Origin of the sequence: Brevundimonas sp. (assembly GCF_051860745.1) — a bacterium.
Taxonomy (GTDB): Bacteria; Pseudomonadota; Alphaproteobacteria; order Caulobacterales; family Caulobacteraceae; genus Brevundimonas.
The window spans coordinates 1-23,200 of sequence record NZ_JBHYDN010000008.1; the positions used below are offsets into that span (position 1 = coordinate 1).

35 protein-coding genes are annotated in these 23,200 nt (G+C 66.2%); 33 read left to right on the forward strand and 2 right to left on the reverse strand.

Annotated features, from left to right (window positions below; genetic code table 11):
* The coding region (locus ACTIEW_RS10065; protein ID WP_439477778.1) for a hypothetical protein at positions 1-400 on the forward strand (400 nt) is incomplete at its 5' end.
* Here ACTIEW_RS10065 and ACTIEW_RS10070 read toward each other — a convergent pair.
* Both ACTIEW_RS10070 and ACTIEW_RS10075 read right to left on the reverse strand, forming a co-directional pair.
* A complete protein-coding gene (locus ACTIEW_RS10070) occupies positions 393-1,433 on the reverse strand; it encodes a L,D-transpeptidase family protein (protein WP_439477779.1) in 1,041 nt (346 codons plus the stop codon). The two genes, ACTIEW_RS10065 and ACTIEW_RS10070, sit on opposite strands and share 8 nt — an antisense overlap.
* An 81-nt stretch (positions 1,434-1,514) precedes the next feature.
* On the reverse strand, positions 1,515-1,685 hold the full coding sequence (locus tag ACTIEW_RS10075; RefSeq protein WP_439477780.1) for a hypothetical protein: 171 nt from the start codon (positions 1,683-1,685) through the stop codon (positions 1,515-1,517).
* A gap of 156 nt (positions 1,686-1,841) precedes the next feature.
* On the opposite strand from ACTIEW_RS10075, the gene ACTIEW_RS10080 reads away from it, so the two are divergent.
* The 32 genes from ACTIEW_RS10080 to ACTIEW_RS10235 all read left to right on the forward strand — a co-directional run bounded on the left by ACTIEW_RS10080 (position 1,842) and on the right by ACTIEW_RS10235 (position 23,017).
* On the forward strand, positions 1,842-2,984 hold the full coding sequence (locus tag ACTIEW_RS10080) for a GNAT family N-acetyltransferase (protein WP_439477781.1): 1,143 nt from the start codon (positions 1,842-1,844) through the stop codon (positions 2,982-2,984).
* Positions 2,985-2,989: 5 nt separating this feature from the next.
* Positions 2,990-3,907, forward strand: coding sequence for a cupin-like domain-containing protein (locus ACTIEW_RS10085; RefSeq protein WP_439477782.1), 918 nt, complete (start codon positions 2,990-2,992; stop codon positions 3,905-3,907).
* Positions 3,908-4,015: 108 nt separating this feature from the next.
* On the forward strand, positions 4,016-4,909 hold the full coding sequence (locus ACTIEW_RS10090; protein WP_439477783.1) for a GIN domain-containing protein: 894 nt from the start codon (positions 4,016-4,018) through the stop codon (positions 4,907-4,909).
* 379 nt (positions 4,910-5,288) lie between these two features.
* Positions 5,289-5,594: a 30S ribosomal protein S10 gene (rpsJ, locus tag ACTIEW_RS10095; RefSeq protein ID WP_003164367.1), complete on the forward strand. Its 306-nt coding sequence runs from the start codon at positions 5,289-5,291 to the stop codon at positions 5,592-5,594.
* Positions 5,595-5,614: 20 nt separating this feature from the next.
* Complete coding sequence (gene rplC, locus ACTIEW_RS10100) at positions 5,615-6,379, forward strand: 50S ribosomal protein L3 (protein ID WP_439477784.1); 765 nt, start codon at positions 5,615-5,617, stop codon at positions 6,377-6,379.
* Positions 6,379-7,080: a 50S ribosomal protein L4 gene (gene rplD / locus ACTIEW_RS10105; protein ID WP_439477785.1), complete on the forward strand. Its 702-nt coding sequence runs from the start codon at positions 6,379-6,381 to the stop codon at positions 7,078-7,080. The genes rplC and rplD overlap by 1 nt, the downstream gene beginning before the upstream one ends.
* Positions 7,080-7,385 (forward strand): 50S ribosomal protein L23, encoded by a 306-nt coding sequence (locus tag ACTIEW_RS10110; RefSeq protein WP_055832134.1) that lies wholly within the window; start codon positions 7,080-7,082, stop codon positions 7,383-7,385. Before rplD ends, ACTIEW_RS10110 begins: the two co-directional genes overlap by 1 nt.
* A gap of 4 nt (positions 7,386-7,389) precedes the next feature.
* Positions 7,390-8,223 (forward strand): 50S ribosomal protein L2, encoded by an 834-nt coding sequence (rplB, locus tag ACTIEW_RS10115; protein ID WP_305306831.1) that lies wholly within the window; start codon positions 7,390-7,392, stop codon positions 8,221-8,223.
* Positions 8,224-8,225: 2 nt separating this feature from the next.
* Positions 8,226-8,504 carry a 30S ribosomal protein S19 gene (gene rpsS, locus ACTIEW_RS10120; RefSeq protein ID WP_292065621.1) on the forward strand — a complete coding sequence of 93 codons (279 nt, stop codon included), beginning with the start codon at positions 8,226-8,228 and terminating at the stop codon, positions 8,502-8,504.
* A 3-nt stretch (positions 8,505-8,507) separates the two neighbouring features.
* Positions 8,508-8,888, forward strand: coding sequence for a 50S ribosomal protein L22 (gene rplV / locus ACTIEW_RS10125; RefSeq protein WP_305306830.1), 381 nt, complete (start codon positions 8,508-8,510; stop codon positions 8,886-8,888).
* Complete coding sequence (gene rpsC / locus ACTIEW_RS10130) at positions 8,888-9,643, forward strand: 30S ribosomal protein S3 (protein ID WP_284223196.1); 756 nt, start codon at positions 8,888-8,890, stop codon at positions 9,641-9,643. The genes rplV and rpsC overlap by 1 nt, the downstream gene beginning before the upstream one ends.
* A 3-nt stretch (positions 9,644-9,646) precedes the next feature.
* On the forward strand, positions 9,647-10,090 hold the full coding sequence (rplP, locus tag ACTIEW_RS10135; protein ID WP_439477786.1) for a 50S ribosomal protein L16: 444 nt from the start codon (positions 9,647-9,649) through the stop codon (positions 10,088-10,090).
* On the forward strand, positions 10,087-10,284 hold the full coding sequence (rpmC, locus tag ACTIEW_RS10140; protein WP_439477787.1) for a 50S ribosomal protein L29: 198 nt from the start codon (positions 10,087-10,089) through the stop codon (positions 10,282-10,284). The genes rplP and rpmC overlap by 4 nt, the downstream gene beginning before the upstream one ends.
* Positions 10,285-10,294: 10 nt before the next feature.
* Entirely contained in the window at positions 10,295-10,543 is a 249-nt protein-coding gene (gene rpsQ / locus ACTIEW_RS10145; protein WP_055832150.1) for a 30S ribosomal protein S17, read from the forward strand.
* A gap of 18 nt (positions 10,544-10,561) precedes the next feature.
* The gene (gene rplN / locus ACTIEW_RS10150; RefSeq protein WP_055832151.1) at positions 10,562-10,930 is read left to right on the forward strand and encodes a 50S ribosomal protein L14; all 369 of its coding nucleotides are present in this window, start codon (positions 10,562-10,564) and stop codon (positions 10,928-10,930) included.
* Positions 10,931-10,932: 2 nt separating this feature from the next.
* Positions 10,933-11,241, forward strand: coding sequence for a 50S ribosomal protein L24 (gene rplX, locus ACTIEW_RS10155; protein WP_439477788.1), 309 nt, complete (start codon positions 10,933-10,935; stop codon positions 11,239-11,241).
* The gene (rplE, locus tag ACTIEW_RS10160; protein WP_439477789.1) at positions 11,241-11,801 is read left to right on the forward strand and encodes a 50S ribosomal protein L5; all 561 of its coding nucleotides are present in this window, start codon (positions 11,241-11,243) and stop codon (positions 11,799-11,801) included. Before rplX ends, rplE begins: the two co-directional genes overlap by 1 nt.
* Positions 11,802-11,820: 19 nt before the next feature.
* On the forward strand, positions 11,821-12,126 hold the full coding sequence (rpsN, locus tag ACTIEW_RS10165) for a 30S ribosomal protein S14 (protein WP_055832157.1): 306 nt from the start codon (positions 11,821-11,823) through the stop codon (positions 12,124-12,126).
* Between the two features lie 14 nt (positions 12,127-12,140).
* On the forward strand, positions 12,141-12,539 hold the full coding sequence (gene rpsH / locus ACTIEW_RS10170) for a 30S ribosomal protein S8 (RefSeq protein WP_292030131.1): 399 nt from the start codon (positions 12,141-12,143) through the stop codon (positions 12,537-12,539).
* A 1-nt stretch (position 12,540) separates the two neighbouring features.
* Positions 12,541-13,074: a 50S ribosomal protein L6 gene (rplF, locus tag ACTIEW_RS10175; RefSeq protein WP_439477790.1), complete on the forward strand. Its 534-nt coding sequence runs from the start codon at positions 12,541-12,543 to the stop codon at positions 13,072-13,074.
* Between the two features lie 3 nt (positions 13,075-13,077).
* On the forward strand, positions 13,078-13,440 hold the full coding sequence (rplR, locus tag ACTIEW_RS10180; protein ID WP_439477791.1) for a 50S ribosomal protein L18: 363 nt from the start codon (positions 13,078-13,080) through the stop codon (positions 13,438-13,440).
* 12 nt (positions 13,441-13,452) lie between these two features.
* Complete coding sequence (rpsE, locus tag ACTIEW_RS10185; RefSeq protein ID WP_304882095.1) at positions 13,453-14,070, forward strand: 30S ribosomal protein S5; 618 nt, start codon at positions 13,453-13,455, stop codon at positions 14,068-14,070.
* Between the two features lie 2 nt (positions 14,071-14,072).
* Positions 14,073-14,270 carry a 50S ribosomal protein L30 gene (rpmD, locus tag ACTIEW_RS10190; protein WP_284223202.1) on the forward strand — a complete coding sequence of 66 codons (198 nt, stop codon included), beginning with the start codon at positions 14,073-14,075 and terminating at the stop codon, positions 14,268-14,270.
* A gap of 132 nt (positions 14,271-14,402) precedes the next feature.
* Positions 14,403-14,996, forward strand: coding sequence for a 50S ribosomal protein L15 (gene rplO / locus ACTIEW_RS10195; protein WP_439477792.1), 594 nt, complete (start codon positions 14,403-14,405; stop codon positions 14,994-14,996).
* A gap of 104 nt (positions 14,997-15,100) precedes the next feature.
* Complete coding sequence (gene secY / locus ACTIEW_RS10200; RefSeq protein WP_439477793.1) at positions 15,101-16,492, forward strand: preprotein translocase subunit SecY; 1,392 nt, start codon at positions 15,101-15,103, stop codon at positions 16,490-16,492.
* Between the two features lie 22 nt (positions 16,493-16,514).
* Positions 16,515-17,087 carry an adenylate kinase gene (locus tag ACTIEW_RS10205; RefSeq protein ID WP_439477794.1) on the forward strand — a complete coding sequence of 191 codons (573 nt, stop codon included), beginning with the start codon at positions 16,515-16,517 and terminating at the stop codon, positions 17,085-17,087.
* Between the two features lie 58 nt (positions 17,088-17,145).
* Positions 17,146-17,877, forward strand: coding sequence for an energy transducer TonB (locus ACTIEW_RS10210; protein WP_439477795.1), 732 nt, complete (start codon positions 17,146-17,148; stop codon positions 17,875-17,877).
* A 140-nt stretch (positions 17,878-18,017) separates the two neighbouring features.
* Positions 18,018-18,386, forward strand: a complete 369-nt coding sequence (gene rpsM / locus ACTIEW_RS10215) for a 30S ribosomal protein S13 (protein WP_439477796.1) — start codon at positions 18,018-18,020, stop codon at positions 18,384-18,386.
* Positions 18,387-18,395: 9 nt separating this feature from the next.
* A complete protein-coding gene (gene rpsK / locus ACTIEW_RS10220) occupies positions 18,396-18,785 on the forward strand; it encodes a 30S ribosomal protein S11 (protein ID WP_013268944.1) in 390 nt (129 codons plus the stop codon).
* Between the two features lie 93 nt (positions 18,786-18,878).
* The gene (locus tag ACTIEW_RS10225; RefSeq protein ID WP_439477797.1) at positions 18,879-19,898 is read left to right on the forward strand and encodes a DNA-directed RNA polymerase subunit alpha; all 1,020 of its coding nucleotides are present in this window, start codon (positions 18,879-18,881) and stop codon (positions 19,896-19,898) included.
* A gap of 102 nt (positions 19,899-20,000) precedes the next feature.
* On the forward strand, positions 20,001-20,420 hold the full coding sequence (rplQ, locus tag ACTIEW_RS10230) for a 50S ribosomal protein L17 (protein ID WP_439477798.1): 420 nt from the start codon (positions 20,001-20,003) through the stop codon (positions 20,418-20,420).
* Positions 20,421-20,623: 203 nt separating this feature from the next.
* Positions 20,624-23,017, forward strand: a complete 2,394-nt coding sequence (locus tag ACTIEW_RS10235; protein WP_439477799.1) for a TonB-dependent receptor — start codon at positions 20,624-20,626, stop codon at positions 23,015-23,017.
* The last annotated feature ends 183 nt before the right edge of the window (positions 23,018-23,200 follow it).

Consider the following 23,200-nt stretch of genomic DNA (forward strand, 5'->3'; position numbering starts at 1 on the left):
CCGCCGAGCCAGCCAACGAACAGAGCGGCCCCTGGAGCGATCCGGGGGCCGTTTTCGTTTGCCGTTGATGGAGCGGACCTATCCCACGACGCCCGACGGCCGATATTTCGTTGTACGTGGTCGCCTTTGGCGGGCGACCAACCCCGCCCTGCCGCCGGAGCAGAGGGATGCGCTGGTCAAGGCCCTGATGGCGGCCCGGCGCGAGGTCGGGCGCGCCCGACGGGCGAGTGACCGGGACGCTCTCGCACGGGCGGGACATGCCGTGGATAAGGCCAAGGTCGCGCTGGGGGAGCGGGGACCGGTCTGGTGGGCGGATGGTTCGCCTGACCAAAACCGCCGCATGGCCTGCAACACGGAATATGCGGAGTGGTATTCCCGGCTGGACCTCGACCCTAGATGAACCGCACCACCACGCCCGGCTTGACCCCGGCCGCCAGCTGCTCGGCGTCCCAGTTGGTCAGGCGGACGCAGCCGTTGGAGGCGGTCTTGCCGATCCTGGACGGGTCGGGCGAGCCGTGGATGCCGTAGGTGTCGCGTGACAGGTCGATCCAGACCGTGCCGACCGGATTGTTGGGACCGGCGGGCACGACGATCCGGGTCTCGCCCCGGTCATAGCTGACCCGTTCGGGGTCATAGGTGTAGTCGGGCGCGGGAGCGACGCCGACCACGGTCACGGTTCCGGACGGGGCAGGCCGCTCGCTCGAGCCGATGGTGGCCGGGTAGAAGGCCAGCAGGGTTCCGGCGGCGTCGAAGGCGCGGGCCGAGCGTTCGGTCTTGTCGATGACGATTCGGGCGACCCCGGTCAGGGGCGTGTCATTGACGGCGGGCACGGTGATGGTCTGGCCCGCACGGCGGAAGTCGACGCCGGGGTTCAGGCCCCGGAGCAGGGCCTCGGTCACGTGGAAGCGTTCAGCCAGGCGTTCGAGGGGACTGGTGAAGTTTACGCCGTCGCGGGCCAGGTCGCTGAGTTCGCCGGTTGGGGGCGGGCTGAAGGGACCGGCGACGTCGGCGGCGCTCAGGGCGTATCGCGCCATGACGGGGCCGGCGTCGGCCGCGGCCAGCCGCTGCAACAGGTCGGCGTCGGCAGCGCCGCCCTCGCCGAGGTCGTTGGCCTTGCGCCAGGCGGAGATGGCCTGGCGGGTGTTCTCACCGCCGAGCCCGTCGATCACCCCGGGCGAGAAGCGCGACCGGTCCAGCAGGATCTGCAGCCGCACCATGCCGGCGTCGGGCGCATAGGCGGCGGGAGGCTGGCCTTCGACCGGCGCGGTCTGCATCGGCGGCGCGGCCGTAGGGACCCCCGCCTCGATCTGGGCGGCGGTGAGCAGGGGAGGGGCGGCGGGGGCAGGTGGCCGGTCGGCCGGAGCGGGTTCCGGGGCGCCGCAGGCGGCGAGGGCGATCAGGCTGGCGGAGGCGAGGATCAGGCGAAAGGACATGGGATTCCGGTTGGTTGCGGTCCGATCCCAACCCCTGACCCGGGGTCCTGTTCCCGCACAATTCCGGCATGGGGCCGGTCGTCAGGGATTGGGCTTGCCGGTCGCCGGGTCGGTGGCCGTCTCGCCGGAGTTGGATGAGCCTTCCGATCCCTTCGGTTCGGTGGCCGGGCGCGGCGGAGCGCCATCGTGCGCGGGCGTCCGCTGGTTTTCGGTCTCGGTTTCGCGATTGTCAGGTCGGCCGGGTGTGGACATGGGAGCTCCGCTGGATTGCCTGCAACGGCAACGCCCGCGGCGCGCCGAGGCTCCGCACAGACTTCGTTCACCATGAACGCTCACCGGCCCGAAATGCGCGCCGTGTCAGGTTTGGCGGGAAGGGCGGTCCGTCATGGGCCGCCGAAGGACGGCTGCATGGCTTCGCTGAAGGTGGAAATCGTCGGGATCGACGCGCTCGGCGATGCGGAGTGGGCGATGTGGCGCGCCATGCTGGACGCCAACCCCGCTCTGGCCAGTCCCTATTTTCGACCCGAGTTCGCCCGGGTCTCCGGCCGCGTAAGCCCGAAGGCGGCGGTGGCGGTGTTCTCGCGCGGCGGCGAGACCGTCGGCTTCTTCCCGCATCAGCGGCGCGGCGGGGCGATGCAGCCGCTGGCGGCGCCGATGAACGACTATCATGGCGTCATAGCCTTCCCCGGCACGGCGCCGTCGCTCGAAGAGGCCGCCGAAGCGCTGGGCGCCACCCGCCTGAACCTCACCGCCTGGGTCGGGCCGACGGATCTGGGCGAAGACCGTCGCACGGTTCAGGTCGAACTCGGCGACGACGGCTATGACGGCTGGTACGCCGAACGGCGGGCGACCTACGGCAAATTCTTCAAGGACAAGGAACGCGCCCGCCGGAGCATGGAGGCCGAGCTCGGTCCGTTGCGCGTCGAGCGGGACCTGCGCGATCCGGCGCTGCTGGACTGGCTGATCGACCTCAAGCGCGATCAGTACCGGCGCACGGGTCGCCACGACATCTTCGCCTGCGGCTGGACCGTCGACCTGCTGCACGCCCTGATCAGGGAAGACGGCGACGGCTTCGGGGCCTCCATGGCCGGCCTGTGGGCCGGCGACCGGCTGACGGCGGTGGAGTATTCGCTGCACGCCGGCGACCAGTATCATTTCTGGTTCCCGGGCTATGAGCCCAGTCTGGCGCGCTGTTCGCCGGGCATATTGCTGAGCATGGACACGATGCGTCTGGCGGCCGACCACGGCTACCGCACCTTCGATTTCGGGTTCGAGGGCGAGCACTACAAGAAATATTTCTGCAACGGCTTCAAGGTCGTGCGCGAGGCCGTGGTGCTGAAGCCGGGTCTGGGCGCGACCATGAGCCAGGCCGCCGTCGGGGCATTGAACCTGGCCGGCGCCGGGCGCGGCGAACAGCTGCGCAACAGCGTGCGTCGTCGCTGGGCCGCCATCGAGGCCTGCGAGACCACCCCGGGCGCCCGGATGAAGGGCGCCATGCAGGCGGCGGGCGCGGCCCTTGCCAAGGTCCGCGCGACCGCCAGCCCGGCCTGAGACAGATGAAGAGCAACGCCCCGATCCGCACCCGATATGCCGGCCCGATCGCCGAGGCCGCCGTCCATCCGCATGGGCTGGTCGAACAGGGCTTCGCCTCGGACGAGGCCCTCGCGGCGATGCTCGACCGCTATCCGGCCGAACTGTTCGACATCAATCTGTACGACTACGACGACGAGGGTCAGGTCTCCTTGCGCACCGGCGCGCGGGGGCGGCTGAATGGCGAGGAACTGCTGGCGGCGATCCAGCAGGGACGGCTGTGGTGCAACCTGCGTTCGGTCGAGACCGGCTGGCCCGAGCTCTGGGCCGCCGCCATGGGCGAGTTCGGCAAGGTGCAGGGCGCCTATGCCGGCCTGCGCGCCGTGAACAGATCCGGCCAGCTGATCCTGTCGTCGCCCAAGGCGCGGGTGCCCTATCATTTCGACGCGGCGGGGGTGGTGCTGTTCCATCTGCGCGGCCGCAAGCGGATCTTCGTCTATCCGGGCGACGAGGCCCATCTGGCCGAGGTCGACATGGAACAGGTGGTGTCGCGCCAGACCACCGAGGAACTGCCCTATGTCCGTGCCTTCGAGGCCGACGCCCAGGTCATGGACCTGGAGCCCGGACAGGCCCTGACCTGGCCCTTCTATGCGCCGCACCGGGTCGAGAACCTCGACCGCTTCTGCGTGTCCCTGTCGATCGAGTTCCAGACCTGGCCGACGCGCTTCCGCAACGGAGCACTGTTCACCAATGCGGTGCTGCGCAGCCGGGGCGCCCGGCCACGCATGACCGACCGGATGGCCACGCCCGAACTGGCCGCGCGCTGGGCCGCTTCGCTGGCGCTGAAGCGGGCCGGGATGCTGAAAAGCCGGCTCGCGACCTTCGAGCGCGACTTCGTGCCCGAGGTCGGCGTCGAGGACGGAGCCGGGGCGTTGCGCGGCTGAGTGCGCGGCGGGCCGTTCCTTACAACGAAGTCATGACCTCGATTTAAAGTGACTTGACGACGGGGCGGTCGCACTTTCCGGGCACAGTCCGGAGAGGGAACCCGTGTCATGAAACCCGTTATCACGTCCGCCGTCATCGCCGCTGCCGCCGCCGTCATGGCCGCACCGGCCTTCGCCAAGGACGGCCCCGAGGTCGAAATCCGCCACGCCGTGGCCCGCGTCGCCGTCATCGTTGAGGACCGAACCGACGTCGTCGTCGAGGTCGAGCAGGGCGCGTCCGGTCTTCCGGCCATCCAGGTGACCCGCGTCGGCAATGAGGTCCGCATCGACGGCGGCCTGCGCCGCCGCGGCTTTCTCAACCGGCGGAGCAGCATCCGCGAGTGCCGCTCCGGTCCCGACAACGCCGCCCGCCCCGGCGAGGGTGCCTCGGTCGAGGTCCGCGACCACGGCCGGATCAACATCTCCGACGCACCACTGATCGTCATCCGCACGCCGCGTCATGTGGACGTCTCGGCTTCGGGTGCCGTGTTCGGCTCGGTCGGGCGCGGCGCGTCCTCGGTCGAGCTCGGCAACGCGGGTTGCGGGTACTGGAATGTCGCCAATACCGAAGGACCGGTATCGCTCAGCATAGCGGGGTCAGGCGACCTGCGCGCCGGAACCTCGACGTCGCTGGACGTGAGCATCGCCGGATCGGGATCGGCCATGGCCGGAGCGACCCGCGAACTCGATGTGTCCATCGCCGGATCGGGCGATGTCACCGTCGCCCGGATCGACGGCCCGATGGACGTTTCCATAGCCGGGTCGGGTGACGTCGTGGTTCGAGATGGAACCAGCCCTGACGTCGACATCAGTATTCTGGGGTCGGGCGACGTCAATTTCGGCGGCGTGGCCGTAGACGTCGACATCTCGATCGCCGGCGGCGGTGATGTGGCCATCGCCCGCGCGACCGGCTCGGTCAGCCGCTCCATCGCCGGCAGCGGAGACATTCGCATCGGCAACTGATCCCCCCTCAGCCGCCGCGAGTGGAAAGGCCCGGGAGCGTGGAACCCTCCGGGCCTTTTTCCTGTCCGCTGCTGGACGAAAGACCGTCCGGACACAGTTTCGCCGCTTGACGAAAGGGGACTCAATCGTCATAAGCGCCAACTCTTGTTGGACCGGCTGTGCATCCCGCGTGTTTTTGGGATGCAGACGCGGTTCGCGGGAACGACCTGAGACCTGTTCTTTGCAGTGACCCAGGACTTCAACGGCCTTCGCGGTTCGCTGCGTGGGCCGATCGTTTTTGCGGACGTGCGTACTCTGAAGACCCTCGCGGTCTGAAGACTCCGGTCTTTGAAATGGTTCACAGGGACGCAGGTTCGCCTGCTTGGGAAATACGACCGATATGGATCAAAGCATCCGCATCAGGCTCAAGGCCTTCGATCACCGCGTCCTCGACTTCTCGACGCGCGAGATCGTCAACACGGCCAAGCGCACGGGCGCGACCGTTCGCGGTCCGATCCCGCTGCCGACCCTGATCGAAAAGTTCACCGTGAACCGCTCGCCGCACGTCGACAAGAAGTCGCGCGAGCAGTTTGAAATTCGCACGCACAAGCGTGTCCTCGATATCGTCGACCCCACCCCGCAGACTGTGGACGCGCTCATGAAGCTCGACCTGTCCGCCGGCGTGGATGTCGAGATCAAGATTTAATAAGAAAGAGGCGGGATCCGATGCGCACGGGCGTGATCGCCAAGAAACTGGGTATGACGCGTGTCTTCGCTGAAGACGGCGCGCATGTTCCAGTCACGATCTTGCAGCTGGATGGCTGTCAGGTCGTGGGTCAGCGGACTCAGGAGCGGGACGGCTACGTCGCCCTGCAGCTGGGTGCTGGCTCCAAAAAGGCCAAGAACACCAACAAGGCCCAGCGCGAATCTTTCGCCAAGCTTGAAGTGGAACCCAAGGCCTATGTCACCGAGTTCCGCATCGATGCGGACGCCATGATGGATGTGGGCTCCGAGTTCTCGGCTGACCACTTCGTCGCGGGCCAGAAGGTCGACGTTCAGGCCGAGACCATCGGCAAGGGCTTCGCCGGCGCCATGAAGCGCTGGAACTTCGGCGGTCTGCGGGCGACCCACGGCGTCTCGGTCTCGCACCGTTCGCACGGTTCGACCGGCCAGCGTCAGGATCCCGGCAAGACGTTCAAGGGCAAGAAGATGGCCGGCCACTACGGCACGGAAATCGTCACCACCCAGAACCTCACCGTGTTCCGCGTCGACGTCGAGCGTGGCCTGCTGCTGATCAAGGGCGCTGTCCCCGGTCACGAAGGCACCTGGGTAAAGGTTCGCGACGCCATCAAGAAGACCCGTCCGGCCGACGCTCCCTTCCCGGGCGGCGTCAAGTCGAACGCCAAGGCTTCGGCCGGGCAACCCGCCGCCGCGGAAACGCCGGCTGAGGACGTTGCCGTGGTCGAGACCACCGAAGGCGGTGAAGCGTAATGAAACTCCCGGTCATCAAACTCGACGGCAAGGCCGCCGGTGACGTCGAACTGTCGGAAGCCGTTTTCGGCATCACCGACATTCGCGGCGACATCCTGGCCCGTTACGTCAACTGGCAACTGGCCAAGCGCCGCGCCGGCACCCACAAGGTCCAGACCCGGAACGAGAACTCTCGCACCGGCAAGAAGATGTACAAGCAGAAGGGAACCGGCGGCGCCCGTCACGGTTCGCGTCGCGCCCCGCAATTCGTCGGTGGTTCGCGCGCCTTCGGCCCGGTCGTTCGCGACCACGGCTTCTCGCTGCCGAAGAAGGTTCGCGCCCTGGCCCTGCGTCATGCGCTGTCGGCCAAGGTCGTCGCCGGTGATCTGGTCGTCGTCGACAGCCTGACGCTGAAGGACGCCAAGACCGCCGGTCTGCGCGAAACCCTCGGCAAGCTGGGCTGGACCCGCACGCTGATCATCGCCGGCCCGGACGTCGACACGAACTTCGGCCTGGCCGCCCGCAACATCCCGATGGTCAACGTCCTGCCGAACGCCGGTCTGAACGTTTACGACATCCTGCGTGCGGACAAGCTGGTGCTGACCAAGGCGGCCGTTGAGGCCATCGAGGCCACCTACGCCGACTACACCCCGTCGCGTCGTGAAGCCGAGGCCGCCCAGGCCGCCAAACCGGCTGCCAAGACGAAGAAGGAGGCCGCGTAATGGCTGGCGCCAATCCCACCGCTAAACACTACGACACCATCCTGGCTCCGATCATCACGGAAAAGGCCACGATCCTGTCGGAGCAGAACAAGGTCGTGTTCCGCGTCTCGGGCACCTCGACCAAGGACGAGATCGCCGCTGCGGTCGAAAGCCTGTTCAAGGTCAACGTCCTGAAGGTCAACACCCTGGTCCAAAAGGGCAAGACCAAGCGCTTCCGCGGCATCATGGGCCGTCGGGTCGACATCAAAAAAGCGATCGTGACGCTGGCTGAAGGCCAGTCGATCGACGTCACCACGGGGCTCTGATCAGATGGCCTTGAAAACCTACAATCCGACATCGCCGGGCCGTCGCGCCCTGGTGTTGATCGACCGTTCGGAGCTCCATAAAGGACGCCCCGAGAAGTCGCTGACCGAAGGCCTGACCAAGTCGGGCGGTCGCGGCGCCGGTGGTCGTATCGCCGTCCGCTTCCGCGGCGGCGGCGCCAAGACGCTGTACCGCAAGATCGACTTCAAGCGCCGGAAGTTCGCCACGGCGACCGTCGAACGCCTGGAATACGATCCGAACCGGACCGCCTTCATCGCCCTCGTGATCTATGAGGACGGCGAAAAGGCCTACATCATCGCGCCGCAACGCCTGAAGGCGGGCGACACGGTCGTGGCCGGCGAGAAGGTCGACGTGAAGCCGGGCAATGCGATGCCGCTGCGCTCGGTGCCGGTCGGCACGATCATCCACAACGTCGAAATGAAGCCGGGCAAGGGCGCCCAGCTGGCCCGCTCGGCCGGCGCCTACGCCCAGCTGGTCGGCCGCGATCAGGGCTATGCCCAGATCCGTCTCGGCTCGGGCGAGCTTCGCATGGTTCTGGACGGCTGTATGGCCACGGTGGGCGCGGTTTCGAACCCCGACCACATGAACCAGAACCTCGGCAAGGCCGGCCGCGTCCGTCACATGGGCTGGCGTCCGCACGTTCGCGGCGTCGCCATGAACCCGATCGACCACCCGCACGGTGGTGGTGAAGGCCGGACCTCTGGTGGTCGCACCCCGGTTACGCCGTGGGGCAAGGACACCAAGGGCACCCGCACCCGCAAGAACAAGGCGACGGACAAGTTCATCATCCGTACCCGCCACGTTAAGAAGGCTCGCTAAAGATGGCCCGCTCCTCCTGGAAAGGCCCGTTTGTCGACGGGTATCTGCTCAAGAAGGCCGACGCCGTTTCGACGTCGGGCCGCAAGGACGTGATCAAGACGTGGTCGCGCCGCTCCACCATCCTGCCGCAGTTCGTCGGCCTGACCTTCGGCGTCCACAACGGCCTCAAGCATGTGCCGGTGTCGGTCTCCGAAGAAATGGTCGGCATGAAGCTCGGCGAGTTCGCCCCGACCCGGAGCTTCCCCGGGCACGCGGCGGACAAGAAGGCCAAAAGGAAATAACTGATGGCCCAGACAAAAAACCCCCGTCGGTCCGCCCCGACTGAAGCGCGCGCCAAGCTGGTGAACGTCCGGATCAGCCCTCAGAAGCTGAACCTGGTCGCCCAGTCGATCCGCGGCCTGCCGGTGCAGAAGGCGCTGAACGAGCTGGAATTCAGCCGCAAGCGCATCGCCACCGACGTCCGCAAGGTGCTGTATTCGGCCGTGTCGAATGCCGAGAACAACCACAACCTCGACATCGACAACCTGGTCGTCGCCGAGGCCTTCGTGGGCAAGAACCTGGTGATGAAGCGTTTCGCGAGCCGTGCTCGTGGCCGCTCGTCGCGCATCCTGAAACCTTTCGCGGAGATCACCATCGTGGTTCGCGAAGCCGGTGAGGCCGCCTGATGGGTCAGAAAGTCAATCCGATCGGTCTGCGCCTCGGCGTCAACCGTACGTGGGACAGCCGCTGGTTCGCCCGCGGCGCCGAATACGCCAAGCTGCTGCACCAGGACCTCAAGCTGCGCACGTGGCTGAAGGAACGCCTGAACGCCGCCGGCGTGTCGCGCATCATCATCGAGCGTCCGCACAAGAAGTGCCGCGTGACGATCTACGCCGCCCGTCCGGGTGTCGTGATCGGCAAGAAGGGCGCTGACATCGAGAAGCTCCGCAAGGACATCTCGGCGCGCACCGAGGGTGAAGTTCACCTGAACATCGTCGAAGTGCGCAAGCCCGAGACGGACGCCCAGCTGATCGCCGAGAACATCGCGCAGCAGCTGGAACGCCGGATCGCCTTCCGCCGCGCCATGAAGCGTTCGATGCAGTCGGCCATGCGTCTCGGCGCCAAGGGCGTTCGCATCAACGTGTCGGGCCGCCTCGGCGGCGCGGAAATCGCGCGGATGGAATGGTATCGCGAAGGCCGCGTGCCGCTGCACACCCTGCGCGCCGACATCGACTACGGCTTCATCCAGGCCAAGACGACCTACGGCATCATCGGTGTGAAGGTGTGGGTCTTCAAGGGCGAGGTGCTGGAGCACGACCCGATGGCGCAGGACAAGCGCTGGGCGGCCGAGGCTGCTGGTCCGTCGTCCAACGAAGGCCGTGAACGCGGCGGTCCCCGCGGTGATCGCGGTCCGCGCCGCGACCGGGCACGTGAGAGCTAAGTCATGCTGCAACCGAAGAAAACCAAGTACCGCAAGGCCTTCAAGGGCCGCATCCACGGCGCCGCCAAAGGCGGCTTCTCGCTGAACTTCGGGTCCTATGGCCTGAAGACGGTGGAGCCGGAACGCATCACCGCGCGTCAGATCGAGGCGGCCCGCCGCGCGATCACCCGCCAGATGAAGCGTCAGGGCCGCGTCTGGATCCGCGTGTTCCCCGACCTGCCCGTCACGGGCAAGCCGGCCGAAGTCCGCATGGGCAAGGGCAAGGGCGCCGTGGATCACTGGGCGGCGCGCTGCCACCCGGGCCGGATCCTGTTTGAAATCGACGGCGTGCCGGACGACATCGCCCGCGAGGCCCTGCGTCTCGGCGCCGCCAAGCTGCCGGTCCGTACGAAGGTGGTCACCCGCCTCGACGCCGGTGTCGCCCACACGGAGCACGTTGGCGCATGACCAAGATCGCCGATCTCCGGGCCAAGACGCCCGACCAGCTGTCCGACGAGCTGCTGACGCTCAAGAAGGAACAGTTCAACCTGCGCTTCCAGGCCGCCACCGGCCAGATGGAAAAGACCCATCGGGTCTCGGAAGTGCGCAAGGACATCGCCCGCATTTCCACGCTCCTGCGTGCAAATCGCGCAGCGGTTTAAGGAAACGAAGATGCCCAAACGAGTTCTCGAAGGCGTGGTCGTCTCCGACAAGGGCGACAAGACTGTCGTCGTCGTCGTCCAACGCACGCTGCTGCACCCGGTCCTGAAAAAGATCGTGCGCCTGTCCAAGAAGTATCACGCTCACGACGAAGCCAACGCCCTCAAGGTGGGCGATCAGGCCCGCATCATCGAGTGCGCCCCCAAGTCCAAGCTGAAGCGCTGGGAAGTCCTGTCGGACTCCTCGGCCTCGGCCTCGTAACCAGAAGGATCGGATCTCATGATCCAGATGCAAACTAACCTGGAGGTAGCCGATAATTCGGGTGCTCGCCGGGTCATGTGCATCAAGGTGTTGGGCGGCTCAAAGCGCCGCTACGCCTCGGTGGGCGACACGATTGTCGCTTCGGTGAAGGAAGCCATTCCTCGCGGCCGCGTGAAGAAGGGCGACGTCGTGCGCGCCATCGTCGTGCGCACCGCCAAGGACATCATGCGCAAGGACGGCTCTGTCATTCGTTTCGACAAGTCGGCCGCCGTCATCGTCAACAAGCAGAACGAGCCGGTCGGCACGCGGATCTTCGGCCCGGTTCCCCGCGAACTGCGCGCCAAGAACCACATGAAGATCATCTCTCTGGCTCCGGAGGTCCTGTAGTCATGGCCGCCAAGATCAAATCCGGCGACAACGTCGTGGTGCTCACGGGCAAGGACAAGGGCCGCACCGGCAAGGTGACCAAGGTCCTGCCGACCACGAACCGCGTCATGGTGCAGGGGATCAACATGGTCCAGCGCCACACCCGCCCGACCCAGGCCGACCCCCAGGGCGGCATCAAGAACAAGGAAGCGTCGCTTCACCTGTCGAACGTCGCGATCGCCGACGCCAACGGCAAGGCGGCCCGCGTCGGCTTCCGCATGGAAGGCGACAAGAAGGTTCGCTTCGCCAAGACGACGGGAGACGTCATCTGATGGCCGAGACCAAATACACCCCGCGCCTCAAGGGCGAGTACAACGACCGCATCAAGGGCGTGCTGACCGAGAAGTTCGGCTACACCAACCCGATGCAGATGCCCAAGCTGGACAAGATCGTCCTCAACATGGGCATCGGTGAAGCCGTGGCTGACTCCAAGAAGGCCACCGCGGCGCTCAAGGACCTGGCCGCCATCGCCGGTCAGAAGCCCGTCGCCACCAAGGCCCGCAACTCCATCGCCGGCTTCAAGCTGCGCGAAGGCATGGTCATCGGCGGCAAGGTCACGCTGCGCGGCGACCAGATGTACGAGTTTCTCGACCGCCTGATCACGATCGCGCTGCCGCGCGTGAAGGATTTCCGCGGCCTGAAGCCGACCTCGTTCGACGGTCGCGGCAACTACGCCATGGGCCTCAAGGAACACATCGTGTTCCCCGAGATCAACTACGACCAGATCGACCAGATGTGGGGCATGGACATCATCGTCTGCACCACGGCCAGGACTGATGACGAGGCGCGCGCGCTTCTCACCGAGTTCAAGTTCCCGTTCGTGACGAACTGAGCGGGAAGGGAAAGAAACCATGGCTAAGAAAAGCGCCGTAAACCGCAACGAGATGGTCAAGGCCCTCGTCGCGAAATACGCCGACAAGCGGGCCGCCCTGAAGGCGACCGCCAACAACGAATCCCTGCCTCTCGAGGAGCGCTTCGAAGCACGCCTCAAGCTGGCCAAGCTGCCGCGTAACTCGGCCGCCAACCGGATTCGCAACCGCTGCGAAGTGACGGGCCGTCCGCGGGCCTTCTATCGCAAGCTCAAGATGAGCCGGATCGCCCTGCGCGAACTCGGCAACCTGGGTCAGATCCCGGGTCTGACCAAGTCCAGCTGGTAAGGGGAGCGACAGATATGATGATCAACGATCCCCTGAGCGACATGATCGCTCGCATCCGGAACGCGCACATGCGCAAGCGTTCCAAGGTGCTGACCCCGGCTTCCCGTCTGCGTCAGCGCGTCCTCGACGTGCTGCAGGACGAGGGCTACATCCGCGGCTACGCGCTGGTTCAGAACCCCGGCGAGTTCCCGCAGTTCGAGATCGAGCTGAAATACTTCGACGGCCAGCCGGTCATCGCCGAGATCGCCCGCGTGTCCAAGCCGGGCCGCCGCGTCTACTCCGCGATCTCCGACCTGAAGCCGATCAAGAACGGCCTCGGCATCTCGATCCTCTCCACGTCCAAGGGCGTCATGTCGGACACCGCGGCTCGCGAAGCCAAGGTGGGCGGCGAAGTCCTCTGCAGGGTCTACTAAGATGTCCCGTATCGGAAAACGCACCATTGAAGTGCCGAAGGGCGTGACCGTCACGCTCGACGGCCAGACGGTCTCGGTGAAGGGTCCCAAGGGCGAACGCTCCTGGACCGTCGCCGACGAGATCGAGATCAGCCAGGGCGACGACGGCCTGAACCTGACCATGCGTGAAGACAACCAGCGTTCGCGGGCCATGTGGGGCCTGTCGCGCACCCTGGTCGACAACATGGTCGTCGGCGTCACCACGGGCTTTGAAAAGAGCCTGGACCTGGTCGGCGTGGGCTATCGCGCCGCGATGAAGGGCAACGCCCTGTCGCTGCAGCTCGGCTTCTCGCACGATGTCGACATCCAGCCGCCTGCCGGCGTCACCTTCGCGGTGCCCAAGCAGACGGAAATCAAGATCACCGGCGCTGACAAGCAGGCCGTGGGTCAGATCGCCGCCGTCATCCGCAAGCTGCGTCCGCCGGAGCCCTACAAGGGCAAGGGCGTCCGCTACACGGGCGAAAAGGTCCGGCGCAAGGAAGGCAAGAAGAAGTAGGTCATGGCTCTCTCTCTTCGACAACAAGCCCAGCGCCGCACCGAGCGCACCCGCCGCCGCCTGAAGGCTGTCGCCAACGGACGCCTGCGTCTGTCGGTGCACCGTTCGGACAAGAACATCTCGGCCCAGATCATCGACGACCTGAACGGCGTCACGATCGCCTCGGCCTCCTCGCTGGAAGGCGAGAAGGGCAAGAAGGCCAAGGGTTCGAACGTCGCCGCCGCTGCGCTGATCGGCAAGCTGGTCGCCGAACGCGCCATCGAGAAGGGCGTCAAGGACGTCGTCTTCGATCGCGGCGGCTACATCTATCACGGACGGGTGAAGGCGCTGGCAGATGCCGCGCGTGAAGCCGGCCTGAATTTCTAAGGGACGCGACAGATGGCGCAAACACCCCAACGTGGCGGCGGCGGCAACGATCGCAATCGTCGTGACAACCGCAACGCTCCCGTCGATGGTCCGGATTCGGACATCGTCGAGAAGCTGGTGCACATCAACCGCGTCGCGGCCACGGTCAAAGGCGGCCGCCGGTTCTCGTTCGCGGCCCTGATGGTCGTCGGCGACGGCAAGGGCCGCGTCGGCTTCGGTCATGGCAAGGCGCGCGAAGTGCCGGAAGCCATCCGCAAGGCGACCGAAGAAGCCAAGAAGACCATGATCCGCGTGCCGCTACGCGAGAACCGCACCCTGCACCACGACGGCAATGGCCGTTGGGGCGCCGGCAAGATCATGATGCGCGCCGCCCCTCCCGGAACCGGCGTCATCGCGGGCGGTCCGATGCGCGCCGTGCTCGAAACCCTCGGCGTCCAGGACGTCGTCGGCAAGTCGACCGGTTCGTCGAACCCCTACAACATGATCCGCGCCACGTTCGAGGCCCTCAAGGTCCAGTCGTCGCCCCGCCAGGTCGCGTCCAAGCGCGGCAAGAAGGTCGCCGATCTGATGGGCCGTCGCAACGACGGCGCCTCGGCTCCCGAAGCGGCGCCTGAAGCCCAGGAAGCCTGACCATGGCCAAGACCGAATCCAAAGCCACCGTCACCGTTCGTCAGACCGGCAGCCCGATCCGTCGCAAGTCGGATCAGCGCGCCACCCTGTCGGGGCTGGGCCTCAACCGCATGGGCCGCGAGTCCACGCTGGAGGACACCCCCTCGGTCCGCGGCATGATCGCCAAGGTCGCGCATCTGACCGAGATCGTCGAAAAGTAAGGCGTGATTGGTGGCTGGTGATTGGTGGCTCGACCGGGCTGCCTCAATCACCAATCACCAACCACCAGCCACCTCTGAACATAGCCGAGTCCGGTCCCAGACCGGGCGCTAGCACCCGAAAGGATCAGGCACATGAAACTGAACGAAATTCGCGACAACGAAGGCGCCCACAAGAAGCGCATGCGCGTCGGCCGCGGCCCGGGTTCGGGCAAGGGCAAGACCGCCGGTCGCGGCGTCAAGGGCCAGAAGTCGCGTTCGGGCGTCGCCATCGGCGGCTTCGAGGGCGGCCAGATGCCGCTGTACATGCGGATGCCCAAGCGCGGCTTCAACAATCCGGGCGCGCTGAAGCTGGCTGAAGTGAACCTGTGGCGCCTGCAGGACGCCATCGACGCCAAGAAGCTGGACATCAAGGGCGAGATCAAGGGCGACGCCCTGGTCGCCGCCGGCGTGATCCGTCGGGTCAAGGACGGCGTCCGCATCCTCGGCACCGGCGAGATCAAGTCCAAGCTGAACCTGGTCGTCTGGTCGGCCTCGGCCGGCGCGATCAAGGCCATCGAGGCCGCCGGCGGCACCGTCGTTCAGGAGCGTATCGCCGCTGAAGCCAAGGCCGCCGCGCGCATCGAGAAGCGCAACGCCGCCAAGGGCAAGGCTCCCCCGGCCAAGGCGCCGCGCGGCGACGCCAACAAGATCTCGGCCCGCACCACGCGGACTGCCGCGAAGAAATAAGCTTGAAGGGCGCCCTCGCTAAGCGGGCGCCCTTCGCCTATCTGGACGCTGGCGCCGGATTCAGGTCCGATGCGCCGCGTTCTGACAAGTCGGGGTGACGACACATGGCTTCGGCCGCCGAACAACTCGCAGCAAACATGAACATGGGCTCGTTCGCCAAGGCGACCGAGCTGCACAAACGTCTGCTGTTCACGCTCCTGGCGCTGCTGATCTACCGCATCGGCACCTATGTGCCGGTTCCCGGGATCAACTCGGAAGCCTTCCTGGCCTTCTTCCAGAACCCCGACAGCCAGCGCGGCGTGCTGGACATGGTCAACATGTTCTCGGGCGGCGCCGTTGAGCGGTTCGCCGTCTTCGCGCTGAACGTGATGCCCTATATCTCGGCCTCGATCATCGTCCAGCTGATGGGCGCGGTCTATCCGCCGTGGGAGAAGCTGAAGAAGGAAGGCGGCGAGAGCGGCCGCAAGCAGCTGAACCAGTACACCCGCTACCTGACCGTGGTGCTGGCCCTGTTCCAGTCGACCGGCATCGCTTTCGGCCTGAACGCCCAGCCCAATCTGATCGACCAGCCGGGCCTCTTCTTCATCATCTCGACGGTCACGGTCCTGACCGGCGGCACCATGTTCCTGATGTGGCTTGGCGAGCAGGTGACGGCGCGCGGCGTCGGCAACGGCATCTCGCTGATCATTTTCGCCGGCATCGTCGCCGTCCTGCCGGGCACGGTCGCCCGCATGTTCGGCCTGGCCCAGCAGGGCCAGATCTCGGCCTTCACCCTGCTCTTCTTCGCCGCCATGGCCATTGGCGTGGTGGTCTTCATCGTCTTCATGGAGCGCGCCCAGCGCCGGCTGCTGATCCAGTATCCCAAGCGTCAGGAAGGCAACCGGATGGCCGGCGGCGAACGCTCGTTCCTGCCGCTGAAGGTCAATACCGCCGGCGTCATCCCGCCGATCTTCGCCTCGTCCCTGCTGATGCTGCCGACCACGGTGGCGCAGATGACGGCGAACGCCGACCTGCCGTCGTGGATGGGGTGGCTGCCGCTCGTCACCGCCCAGATGCAGCACGGCCAGCCCGTGTTCATGCTGCTGTACGGCGCGCTGATCATCTTCTTCTGCTTCTTCTACACCTCGATCACCTTCAACCCCGAGGACACGGCCGAGAACCTGCGCAAATACGGCGGCTTCCTGCCGGGCATCCGTCCGGGCAAGCGCACGGCGGAGTATCTGGACTATGTCCTGACCCGTCTGACGGTGATCGGCGCGGCCTACATCACCGCGGTCTGCCTGCTGCCCGAGTTGATGATGGCCAACTCCGGCATGGGTCCGGCTGTTATCGGCGGCACCTCGATCCTGATTGTGGTTTCGGTGACCATGGACACCGTGGCCCAGATCCAGTCCCAGCTGCTGGCCCACCAGTACGAAGGCCTGATCAAGAAGGCCAAGCTGCGCGGTCGCGGCAAGACTTCCGGCAAGGGCGTCACCGCCCCCGCCCGGCGCTAGAGCCGGTCGGGAAGGGGCGGCGATGAACCTCATCCTGTTCGGACCGCCGGCGGCGGGCAAGGGCACCCAGGCCAAGCGACTGGTCGAGACGCGCGGCATGGTCCAGCTGTCGACCGGCGACATGCTGCGCGAGGCCATCGCTTCGGGATCCGATCTGGGTCGTGAGTGCCAGGCCATCATGTCGCGCGGCGACCTGGTGTCCGACGCCATCGTCATCGCCCTGATCGAGGCCCGCCTGAAAGAGGCCGGGGACGCCGGCGGCGCCATCTTCGACGGCTTCCCCCGCACCGTGGCCCAGGCCGTGGCCCTGGACGCCATGCTGGCCAAGCTGGGCAAGCAAATTGATCGAGTGGTCCGGCTCAGGGTCGATGACGCGGCCCTGCTGGACCGTGTCGCCGTCCGCTTCGCCGACCAGGGGCGTCCGGACGACAATCCGGACAGTTTCAAGGTCCGGCTGGACGCCTACAACCGCAACACCGCGCCCCTGTTGCCCTACTATGCCGACAAGGGCCTGCTGAGCGAGATCGACGGCATGGGCGCCATCGCGACCGTCGCCGCCGCCATCGATGCGGTGCTGGACGGCCCCGCCGTCTGAACCTGATCTGACCGATCCGGCGTCCTGCGCGTTCAGTCGTGCGTGATAGGATCGGCCCGTGAAACCTGAACCCCCGCTGTTGAACAAGGACCGGCTGCGCAAGCTGGGCTTCGTCGTGGGCGTCACCGCGGCGCATCTGGCCGTGTTCAGCATCATGGCCCGCGCCGATGCGCCGGCTACGCTGCCGGACCCGGCGCCCCCGATCAGCGTATTCCTGTTCCGCCCGCCGCCTCCGCCGCCGCCGCCGCCCGTCAAGCCGGCGCGCACACAGGGCGGCGGCGCCCCCGCCGCTCCCTCGCGCATCCATGTGACGCCCAAGCCCGCGGACAAGCCGCGCGAACTGCCCGCGCCGCCGGTCCAGGCGCCCGAGCCGGCCCTGGTCATCGGCCTGGCCCCGGTCGCCGGCCCAACCCCGGGCATGGGGCAGGGCGGGACGGGAGCCGGGACCGGAACGGGCGACGGCGACGGAGACGGCCCCGGTTCCGGCGGGTCGGGACCGATGATCCTGCGCCCGGCCACCTCGGCCGAGATCCAGTCGGTCGCCCCGCCTCCGGTCCGGGGCGTGCGCCGCCCGGCGGGCCGGGTCGTCGTCAACTGCGTCATTCGCATCGATCAGCGCCTCGACGACTGCCGGATCGTCGAGGAAAATCCGCGGGGCTTCGGTTTCGGCGAGCAGGCGCTGAGAGCCACGGCCTTCTTCCGCTACCGCCCGCCCATGACTGCAGCCGGCCGGCCGATCGAGGGCCAGCGGGTCACCACCTTCGTCAGCATGGGCCGCGCCGGCCGCTGAGTCCGGGCGCGGAGGACCCGTCACCCGTTGACGAGCGGTGAATCCCCTGTATAAGGCGCGCTTCCGCGAAGGACGTCGGCGCTCCTGGTCTGTTGACCGGAGCGTTTGTTGCGTCCGTCAACGCGTATCTGGAGAGCTTCGTGGCCCGTATCGCTGGTGTCAACATCCCGACCAACAAGCGCGTAGAGATCGCGCTGCAGTACATCCATGGCATCGGCTCGCACGCCGCCAAGGAAATCACCTCCAAGGTCGGCATCGAAGCCGCCCGCCGGGTGAACCAGCTGACCGACGCTGAAGTGCTGCAGATCCGCGAGACCATCGATCGCGACCACACCGTCGAGGGCGACCTGCGCCGCGAGACGTCGATGAACATCAAGCGTCTGATGGACCTGGCCTGCTACCGCGGCCTGCGTCACCGCAAGGGCCTGCCGGTCCGCGGTCAGCGCACCCACACCAACGCCCGCACCCGCAAGGGTCCCGCCAAGCCGATCGCCGGCAAGAAGAAGTAAGACAGACACATGGCCAAGGAACCGGGTCGCGTAAAGAAGCGCGAGCGCAAGAACATCACCTCGGGCGTCGCCCACGTGAATGCGTCCTTCAACAACACCATGATCACGATCACCGATGCCCAGGGCAACGCGATCTCGTGGTCGTCGGCCGGACACATGGGCTTCAAGGGTTCGCGCAAATCGACCCCTTACGCCGCCCAGATGGCGGCCGAAGACGCGGGCAAGAAGGCCCAGGAACACGGCGTCAAGACGCTGGAAGTCAACGTTTCCGGTCCCGGCTCCGGTCGTGAGTCGGCCCTGCGCGCCCTGCAGTCGGTCGGCCTGACCATCACCACCATCCGCGACGTCACGCCGATGCCGCACAACGGTTGCCGTCCGCCCAAGCGCCGCCGCGTCTAGGCGACTGCAACCGACTGCTTATCTATCTCCGCCGGTCCTGGCGCGCCTGACGAGGGGCGAGGGACCGGCGAACTCCGTTTTCGAGGGACACCCATGATCGAACGTAACTGGCAAGAGCTGATCCGTCCCGAGAAGCCGCAGATCGAGGCGAGCTCCGACCCGCAGCGCAAGTCGCGCCTGGTCGCCGAGCCCCTGGAACGCGGCTTCGGCGTGACGCTCGGCAACGCCCTGCGCCGCGTTCTCCTGTCGTCGCTGCAAGGCGCCGCCGTGACCGCGATCCAGATCGACGGCGTGGTCCATGAATTCTCGTCGCTGGAAGGCGTGCGCGAGGACGTGGTCGACATCGTGCTGAACATCAAGCAACTGGCGCTGCGCATGCACGCCGAAGGCCCCAAGCGCATGACCCTGCGCGCCACGGGCCCCGGCGCCGTGACCGCCGGCCAGATCGACGTCCCCTCGGACATCGAGGTGCTGAACCCCGACCACGTCATCTGCACGCTGGACGAGGGCGCTTCGGTGCGCATGGAACTGACCGTCCAGAACGGCAAGGGCTATGTCGCCTCCGAGCTGAACCGTCCGGAAGACGCCCCGATCGGCCTGATCGCCGTCGACGCCCTGTATTCGCCGGTCAAGCGGGTCGCCTATCGCGTCGAGCCGACCCGTCAGGGCCAGTCGCTGGACTATGACAAGCTGATCCTCGAGGTCGAAACCAACGGCGCCGTCTCGCCGGTGGACGCCGTGGCCTACGCCTCGCGCATCCTTCAGGACCAGCTGCAGATCTTCATCACCTTCGACGAGCCCAAGAAGGCTGTGGAAGCCGCCGACGGCAAGCCGGACCTGCCCTTCAACCCGGCCCTGCTCAAGAAGGTGGACGAGCTGGAACTGTCGGTGCGTTCGGCTAACTGCCTGAAGAACGACAACATTGTCTACATCGGCGACCTGATCCAGAAGACCGAGGGCGAAATGCTTCGCACCCCGAACTTCGGCCGCAAGTCGCTGAACGAGATCAAGGAAGTTCTCGCGACGATGGGCCTCTCGCTCGGCATGGATGTGCCGAACTGGCCGCCCGAAAATATCGAAGACCTGGCCAAGAAGTTCGACGACCAGATCTAGTTTCAACCCTCCGCCCTTGATCCTCCGGGATCGCGGAGCGGTTAGAATGTGAGAACCCCAGGTCCGCGTCAGTGGAAACCAGGGTGAGTAGGAGAGACCCCGATGCGCCACGGCGCCGCCTATCGCAAGCTCGGTCGTACGAGCGCACACCGGACCGCGATGTTCGCCAATATGGCTGCGTCGCTGATCAAGCATGAGCAGATCACGACGACCCTGCCGAAGGCCAAGGAGCTGCGCCCCTTCGTCGAGAAGCTGGTCACGCTCGCCAAGAAGGGCGACTTGCACGCGCGTCGTCAGGCCATCAGCCAGGTCCGCGACGTGCCGCAGGTCGGCAAGCTGTTCGAGACGATCGGCCCGCGCTACGCCGACCGTAACGGCGGCTACATCCGCATCATGAAGGCCGGCTATCGCCACGGCGACAACGCCGCCATGGCCGTGATCGAGTTCGTCGATCGCGACACCGACGCCAAGGGCCTGGACTCGGGTCCGGTCTACGCCATCGAGGGCGACGACGAGGCGTAGGGGTTCCCATCCGTCCCGACTGAACGTGAAGGGCTCCGGCGCTGCCGCCGGGGCCCTTTTTCGTGCCCGCCGTTCCGAATCGTGGGGGGTTTGTCAAGGGTAGTTTCGCGTAGTTGCGATATTTCCAGCCTACCTCCCTTTCGGTACATGATAATGTCGCCTAGCTTTCGTCCTTGCGGCCAATTTCATCCATGGGGGATAAGATGCATAACAGGTTGAACTTCAGCATGCGGACAAAGGCGGCCCTGCTGGCGGCCACCTCATTGGCGGCGGTTCTCGGCGCGCCCGCAGTCGCCACGGCGCAGGACCAGCAGGCGTCCAACCTCGACGACGTGATCGTTACCGGCACCCACCGCGACTCGGCCATCCAGGACGTGCCGTTCTCGATCAACGCCCAGACCCAGGAAGACATCCAGCGGTCCGGCGCCGTCACCCTCGAGGACCTGTCGCGCAATGTCGCCGGCCTGACCATCCAGAACCTCGGGCCGGGCCAGAGCCAGGTCTCCGTGCGCGGCGTCTCGGCCGGGCAGGTCGTGCGTGACCAGCCGGGTGTGAAGGAGCAGGTCGGCGTCTATCTTGACGATTCGGTGATCTCCCTGTCGTTGTTCACGCCTGATTTCGATCTGTTCGACCTGAACCGCGTAGAGACCCTGCGCGGGCCCCAAGGGACGCTGTTCGGCTCGGGCTCGGTCGGCGGCACCATCCGCTACATCACCAACCAGCCCCGCCTGAATGAAGAGGGTGGCCTGATCGAGGGCAACCTCAATCAGGTCGACGGCGATGGGACCGGCGGTCACTTCAAGGCGGCGATCAACCTGCCGCTGGGCGACATGTTTGCGCTTCGGGCTGTCGGCTACCACACGATCTACGGCGGCTTCATCGATGCCCGCGGCGAAGGCGGACGGCGGACGGAGAACGTCAACGACGGCCGGCGCACCGGCGGCCGTCTGGCCTTGCTGTTCCAGCCGAATGACTCCGTCAGCATCACCCCGCGGGTCGTCTACCAGGAAATCAGCACCAACGGGTTCAACCGCCAGGAGGTGTTCAACCTCTTCGCCAACCCGTTCACCACAACCCGGCCAGCGATCACCCTGGGCGAGCGCGAACAGTATCTGCTGTTGAATGAAAGCTTCACGGACGAGACCCTGCTGACCGACCTCACCGCCCGGTTCGACCTGGGCGGCATGGCCCTGGATTCGGTGACGACCTACATCGACCGCAACATCCTCGTAAGTCGCGACGCCAGCGCCCTGACGGGCAGCGTCTCGGTCGACCTGGCCTATCCGGCCGCGGCCGTGACCCTGCCGTCCAATCTGCTGGATGCGACCGATCTGCAGCAGTTCACCCAGGAAGTGCGGCTCAGCTCGACCGGGGACGGTCCGTTCCAGTGGCTGATCGGCACCTTCTACTCCCAGGTGGATCGCATCTATTCGCAGCGCCTGCCCACCCCGGGCTATGACGCCTTCACCGACGCCCGGTTCGGCGCCGGAACCTCGGCGGCGGTGGCCAACGGCTTCCCGCTCAACTCGCCCTACAACGCCGACCTGCCCTATGACATCCAGCAGACGGCCGTGTTCGGCGAGGCCAGCTACAACATGGGCCGGCTGACCATCACAGGCGGCGGTCGCTTCTACGACTTCACGGAGGAGCGCCGCTTCACCTCGGGCGGCCTGTTCGCCAATGGGGACGACCAGACCGACGAGACGTCCTCCAGCGGCTTCAACCCGCGGGTGCTGCTCAGCTACGAGGCCTTCGACTCGGTCACCCTGAACGCCCAGGCGGCCCAGGGCTTCCGGCTCGGCGGGGTCAACGACCCGCTGAACCTGCCTCTCTGCTCGCCTCAGGACGCCGCCATCTTCGGCGGGTTCCAGTCCTATGAAGACGAGACGCTGTGGAACTATGAGGCGGGCTTCAAGTCGCGCATGGGGGGCATGACCCTTAACGCGGCGGCCTTCTACACAGACATCGAGAACCTGCAGACGACGCTGGACGCCGGTTCGTGCTCATCGCGCGTGGTGTTCAACGTGCCAGAGGCCCACACCATGGGCCTTGAGGCCGAATTCTCCGGTCAACTCGGTCCGAACCTCGAGGTCGGCATCTCGGGCAGCTTCGTGGAGGCCGAGTTCGACTCCACGGTTCGCGACGGCACGGGAACGGTCATCGGCGGGATTCGTGAAGGCAACCGGCTGCCGTCGGTGCCGAAATTCCAGATCTCGCTCAACGCCACCTACTCGTACCAGCTCAACGAAAACACGGACGGCTATTTCACCGCCTCGTTGCAGCATGTCGGTAGCCGCTTCACCCAGGCCAGCGACCAGGAAAACAACCCGCGCAGCTTCGTCTCGGGCCTGCCGTTCGGCGGCGCCTCGGGGGCCAATGCGACCGTGGTCGATCTCGAACTGCCCGCCTATGAGATCGTCAACTTCAGCGCCGGGTTCGAAATGGACAACGGCGTCGACTTTGTCGTCTACGTCAACAACGTGTTCGACGAGAACCCGCTGCTCTCGTTTGACCGCGAACGCGGCGGCCGGGCGCGTTTGGGTTATACCGTCGGCCAGCCCCGGATCTTCGGGATGACCGTGCGCAAGTCCTTCTGAACCCCGTCAGGATCCAAGCGGAGGGGCGGCCGGAGCAATCCGGCCGCCCTTTTTTCATTCGCCAGAACCGGCCCTCGCGACCGTTACAATTCGGGCGAGACAACCTCGACAACCGGTCCGCCATAAGCTCGACAAGCAAGACATAAGCGACACTCGCTTGCCCCCCGTCGTCGATCCGGCGAG

What these genes read in the sequence shown, in the direction of transcription:
- ACTIEW_RS10070 (WP_439477779.1), bottom strand. Translation starts at nt 1,433, where the DNA reads ATGTCCTTTCGCCTGATCCTCGCCTCCGCCAGCCTGATCGCCCTCGCC.
- ACTIEW_RS10075 (WP_439477780.1), bottom strand. Translation starts at nt 1,685, where the DNA reads ATGTCCACACCCGGCCGACCTGACAATCGCGAAACCGAGACCGAAAAC.
- ACTIEW_RS10080 (WP_439477781.1), top strand. Translation starts at nt 1,842, where the DNA reads ATGGCTTCGCTGAAGGTGGAAATCGTCGGGATCGACGCGCTCGGCGAT.
- ACTIEW_RS10085 (WP_439477782.1), top strand. Translation starts at nt 2,990, where the DNA reads ATGAAGAGCAACGCCCCGATCCGCACCCGATATGCCGGCCCGATCGCC.
- ACTIEW_RS10090 (WP_439477783.1), top strand. Translation starts at nt 4,016, where the DNA reads ATGAAACCCGTTATCACGTCCGCCGTCATCGCCGCTGCCGCCGCCGTC.
- rpsJ (WP_003164367.1), top strand. Translation starts at nt 5,289, where the DNA reads ATGGATCAAAGCATCCGCATCAGGCTCAAGGCCTTCGATCACCGCGTC.
- rplC (WP_439477784.1), top strand. Translation starts at nt 5,615, where the DNA reads ATGCGCACGGGCGTGATCGCCAAGAAACTGGGTATGACGCGTGTCTTC.
- rplD (WP_439477785.1), top strand. Translation starts at nt 6,379, where the DNA reads ATGAAACTCCCGGTCATCAAACTCGACGGCAAGGCCGCCGGTGACGTC.
- ACTIEW_RS10110 (WP_055832134.1), top strand. Translation starts at nt 7,080, where the DNA reads ATGGCTGGCGCCAATCCCACCGCTAAACACTACGACACCATCCTGGCT.
- rplB (WP_305306831.1), top strand. Translation starts at nt 7,390, where the DNA reads ATGGCCTTGAAAACCTACAATCCGACATCGCCGGGCCGTCGCGCCCTG.
- rpsS (WP_292065621.1), top strand. Translation starts at nt 8,226, where the DNA reads ATGGCCCGCTCCTCCTGGAAAGGCCCGTTTGTCGACGGGTATCTGCTC.
- rplV (WP_305306830.1), top strand. Translation starts at nt 8,508, where the DNA reads ATGGCCCAGACAAAAAACCCCCGTCGGTCCGCCCCGACTGAAGCGCGC.
- rpsC (WP_284223196.1), top strand. Translation starts at nt 8,888, where the DNA reads ATGGGTCAGAAAGTCAATCCGATCGGTCTGCGCCTCGGCGTCAACCGT.
- rplP (WP_439477786.1), top strand. Translation starts at nt 9,647, where the DNA reads ATGCTGCAACCGAAGAAAACCAAGTACCGCAAGGCCTTCAAGGGCCGC.
- rpmC (WP_439477787.1), top strand. Translation starts at nt 10,087, where the DNA reads ATGACCAAGATCGCCGATCTCCGGGCCAAGACGCCCGACCAGCTGTCC.
- rpsQ (WP_055832150.1), top strand. Translation starts at nt 10,295, where the DNA reads ATGCCCAAACGAGTTCTCGAAGGCGTGGTCGTCTCCGACAAGGGCGAC.
- rplN (WP_055832151.1), top strand. Translation starts at nt 10,562, where the DNA reads ATGATCCAGATGCAAACTAACCTGGAGGTAGCCGATAATTCGGGTGCT.
- rplX (WP_439477788.1), top strand. Translation starts at nt 10,933, where the DNA reads ATGGCCGCCAAGATCAAATCCGGCGACAACGTCGTGGTGCTCACGGGC.
- rplE (WP_439477789.1), top strand. Translation starts at nt 11,241, where the DNA reads ATGGCCGAGACCAAATACACCCCGCGCCTCAAGGGCGAGTACAACGAC.
- rpsN (WP_055832157.1), top strand. Translation starts at nt 11,821, where the DNA reads ATGGCTAAGAAAAGCGCCGTAAACCGCAACGAGATGGTCAAGGCCCTC.
- rpsH (WP_292030131.1), top strand. Translation starts at nt 12,141, where the DNA reads ATGATGATCAACGATCCCCTGAGCGACATGATCGCTCGCATCCGGAAC.
- rplF (WP_439477790.1), top strand. Translation starts at nt 12,541, where the DNA reads ATGTCCCGTATCGGAAAACGCACCATTGAAGTGCCGAAGGGCGTGACC.
- rplR (WP_439477791.1), top strand. Translation starts at nt 13,078, where the DNA reads ATGGCTCTCTCTCTTCGACAACAAGCCCAGCGCCGCACCGAGCGCACC.
- rpsE (WP_304882095.1), top strand. Translation starts at nt 13,453, where the DNA reads ATGGCGCAAACACCCCAACGTGGCGGCGGCGGCAACGATCGCAATCGT.
- rpmD (WP_284223202.1), top strand. Translation starts at nt 14,073, where the DNA reads ATGGCCAAGACCGAATCCAAAGCCACCGTCACCGTTCGTCAGACCGGC.
- rplO (WP_439477792.1), top strand. Translation starts at nt 14,403, where the DNA reads ATGAAACTGAACGAAATTCGCGACAACGAAGGCGCCCACAAGAAGCGC.
- secY (WP_439477793.1), top strand. Translation starts at nt 15,101, where the DNA reads ATGGCTTCGGCCGCCGAACAACTCGCAGCAAACATGAACATGGGCTCG.
- ACTIEW_RS10205 (WP_439477794.1), top strand. Translation starts at nt 16,515, where the DNA reads ATGAACCTCATCCTGTTCGGACCGCCGGCGGCGGGCAAGGGCACCCAG.
- rpsK (WP_013268944.1), top strand. Translation starts at nt 18,396, where the DNA reads ATGGCCAAGGAACCGGGTCGCGTAAAGAAGCGCGAGCGCAAGAACATC.
- ACTIEW_RS10225 (WP_439477797.1), top strand. Translation starts at nt 18,879, where the DNA reads ATGATCGAACGTAACTGGCAAGAGCTGATCCGTCCCGAGAAGCCGCAG.
- rplQ (WP_439477798.1), top strand. Translation starts at nt 20,001, where the DNA reads ATGCGCCACGGCGCCGCCTATCGCAAGCTCGGTCGTACGAGCGCACAC.
- ACTIEW_RS10235 (WP_439477799.1), top strand. Translation starts at nt 20,624, where the DNA reads ATGCATAACAGGTTGAACTTCAGCATGCGGACAAAGGCGGCCCTGCTG.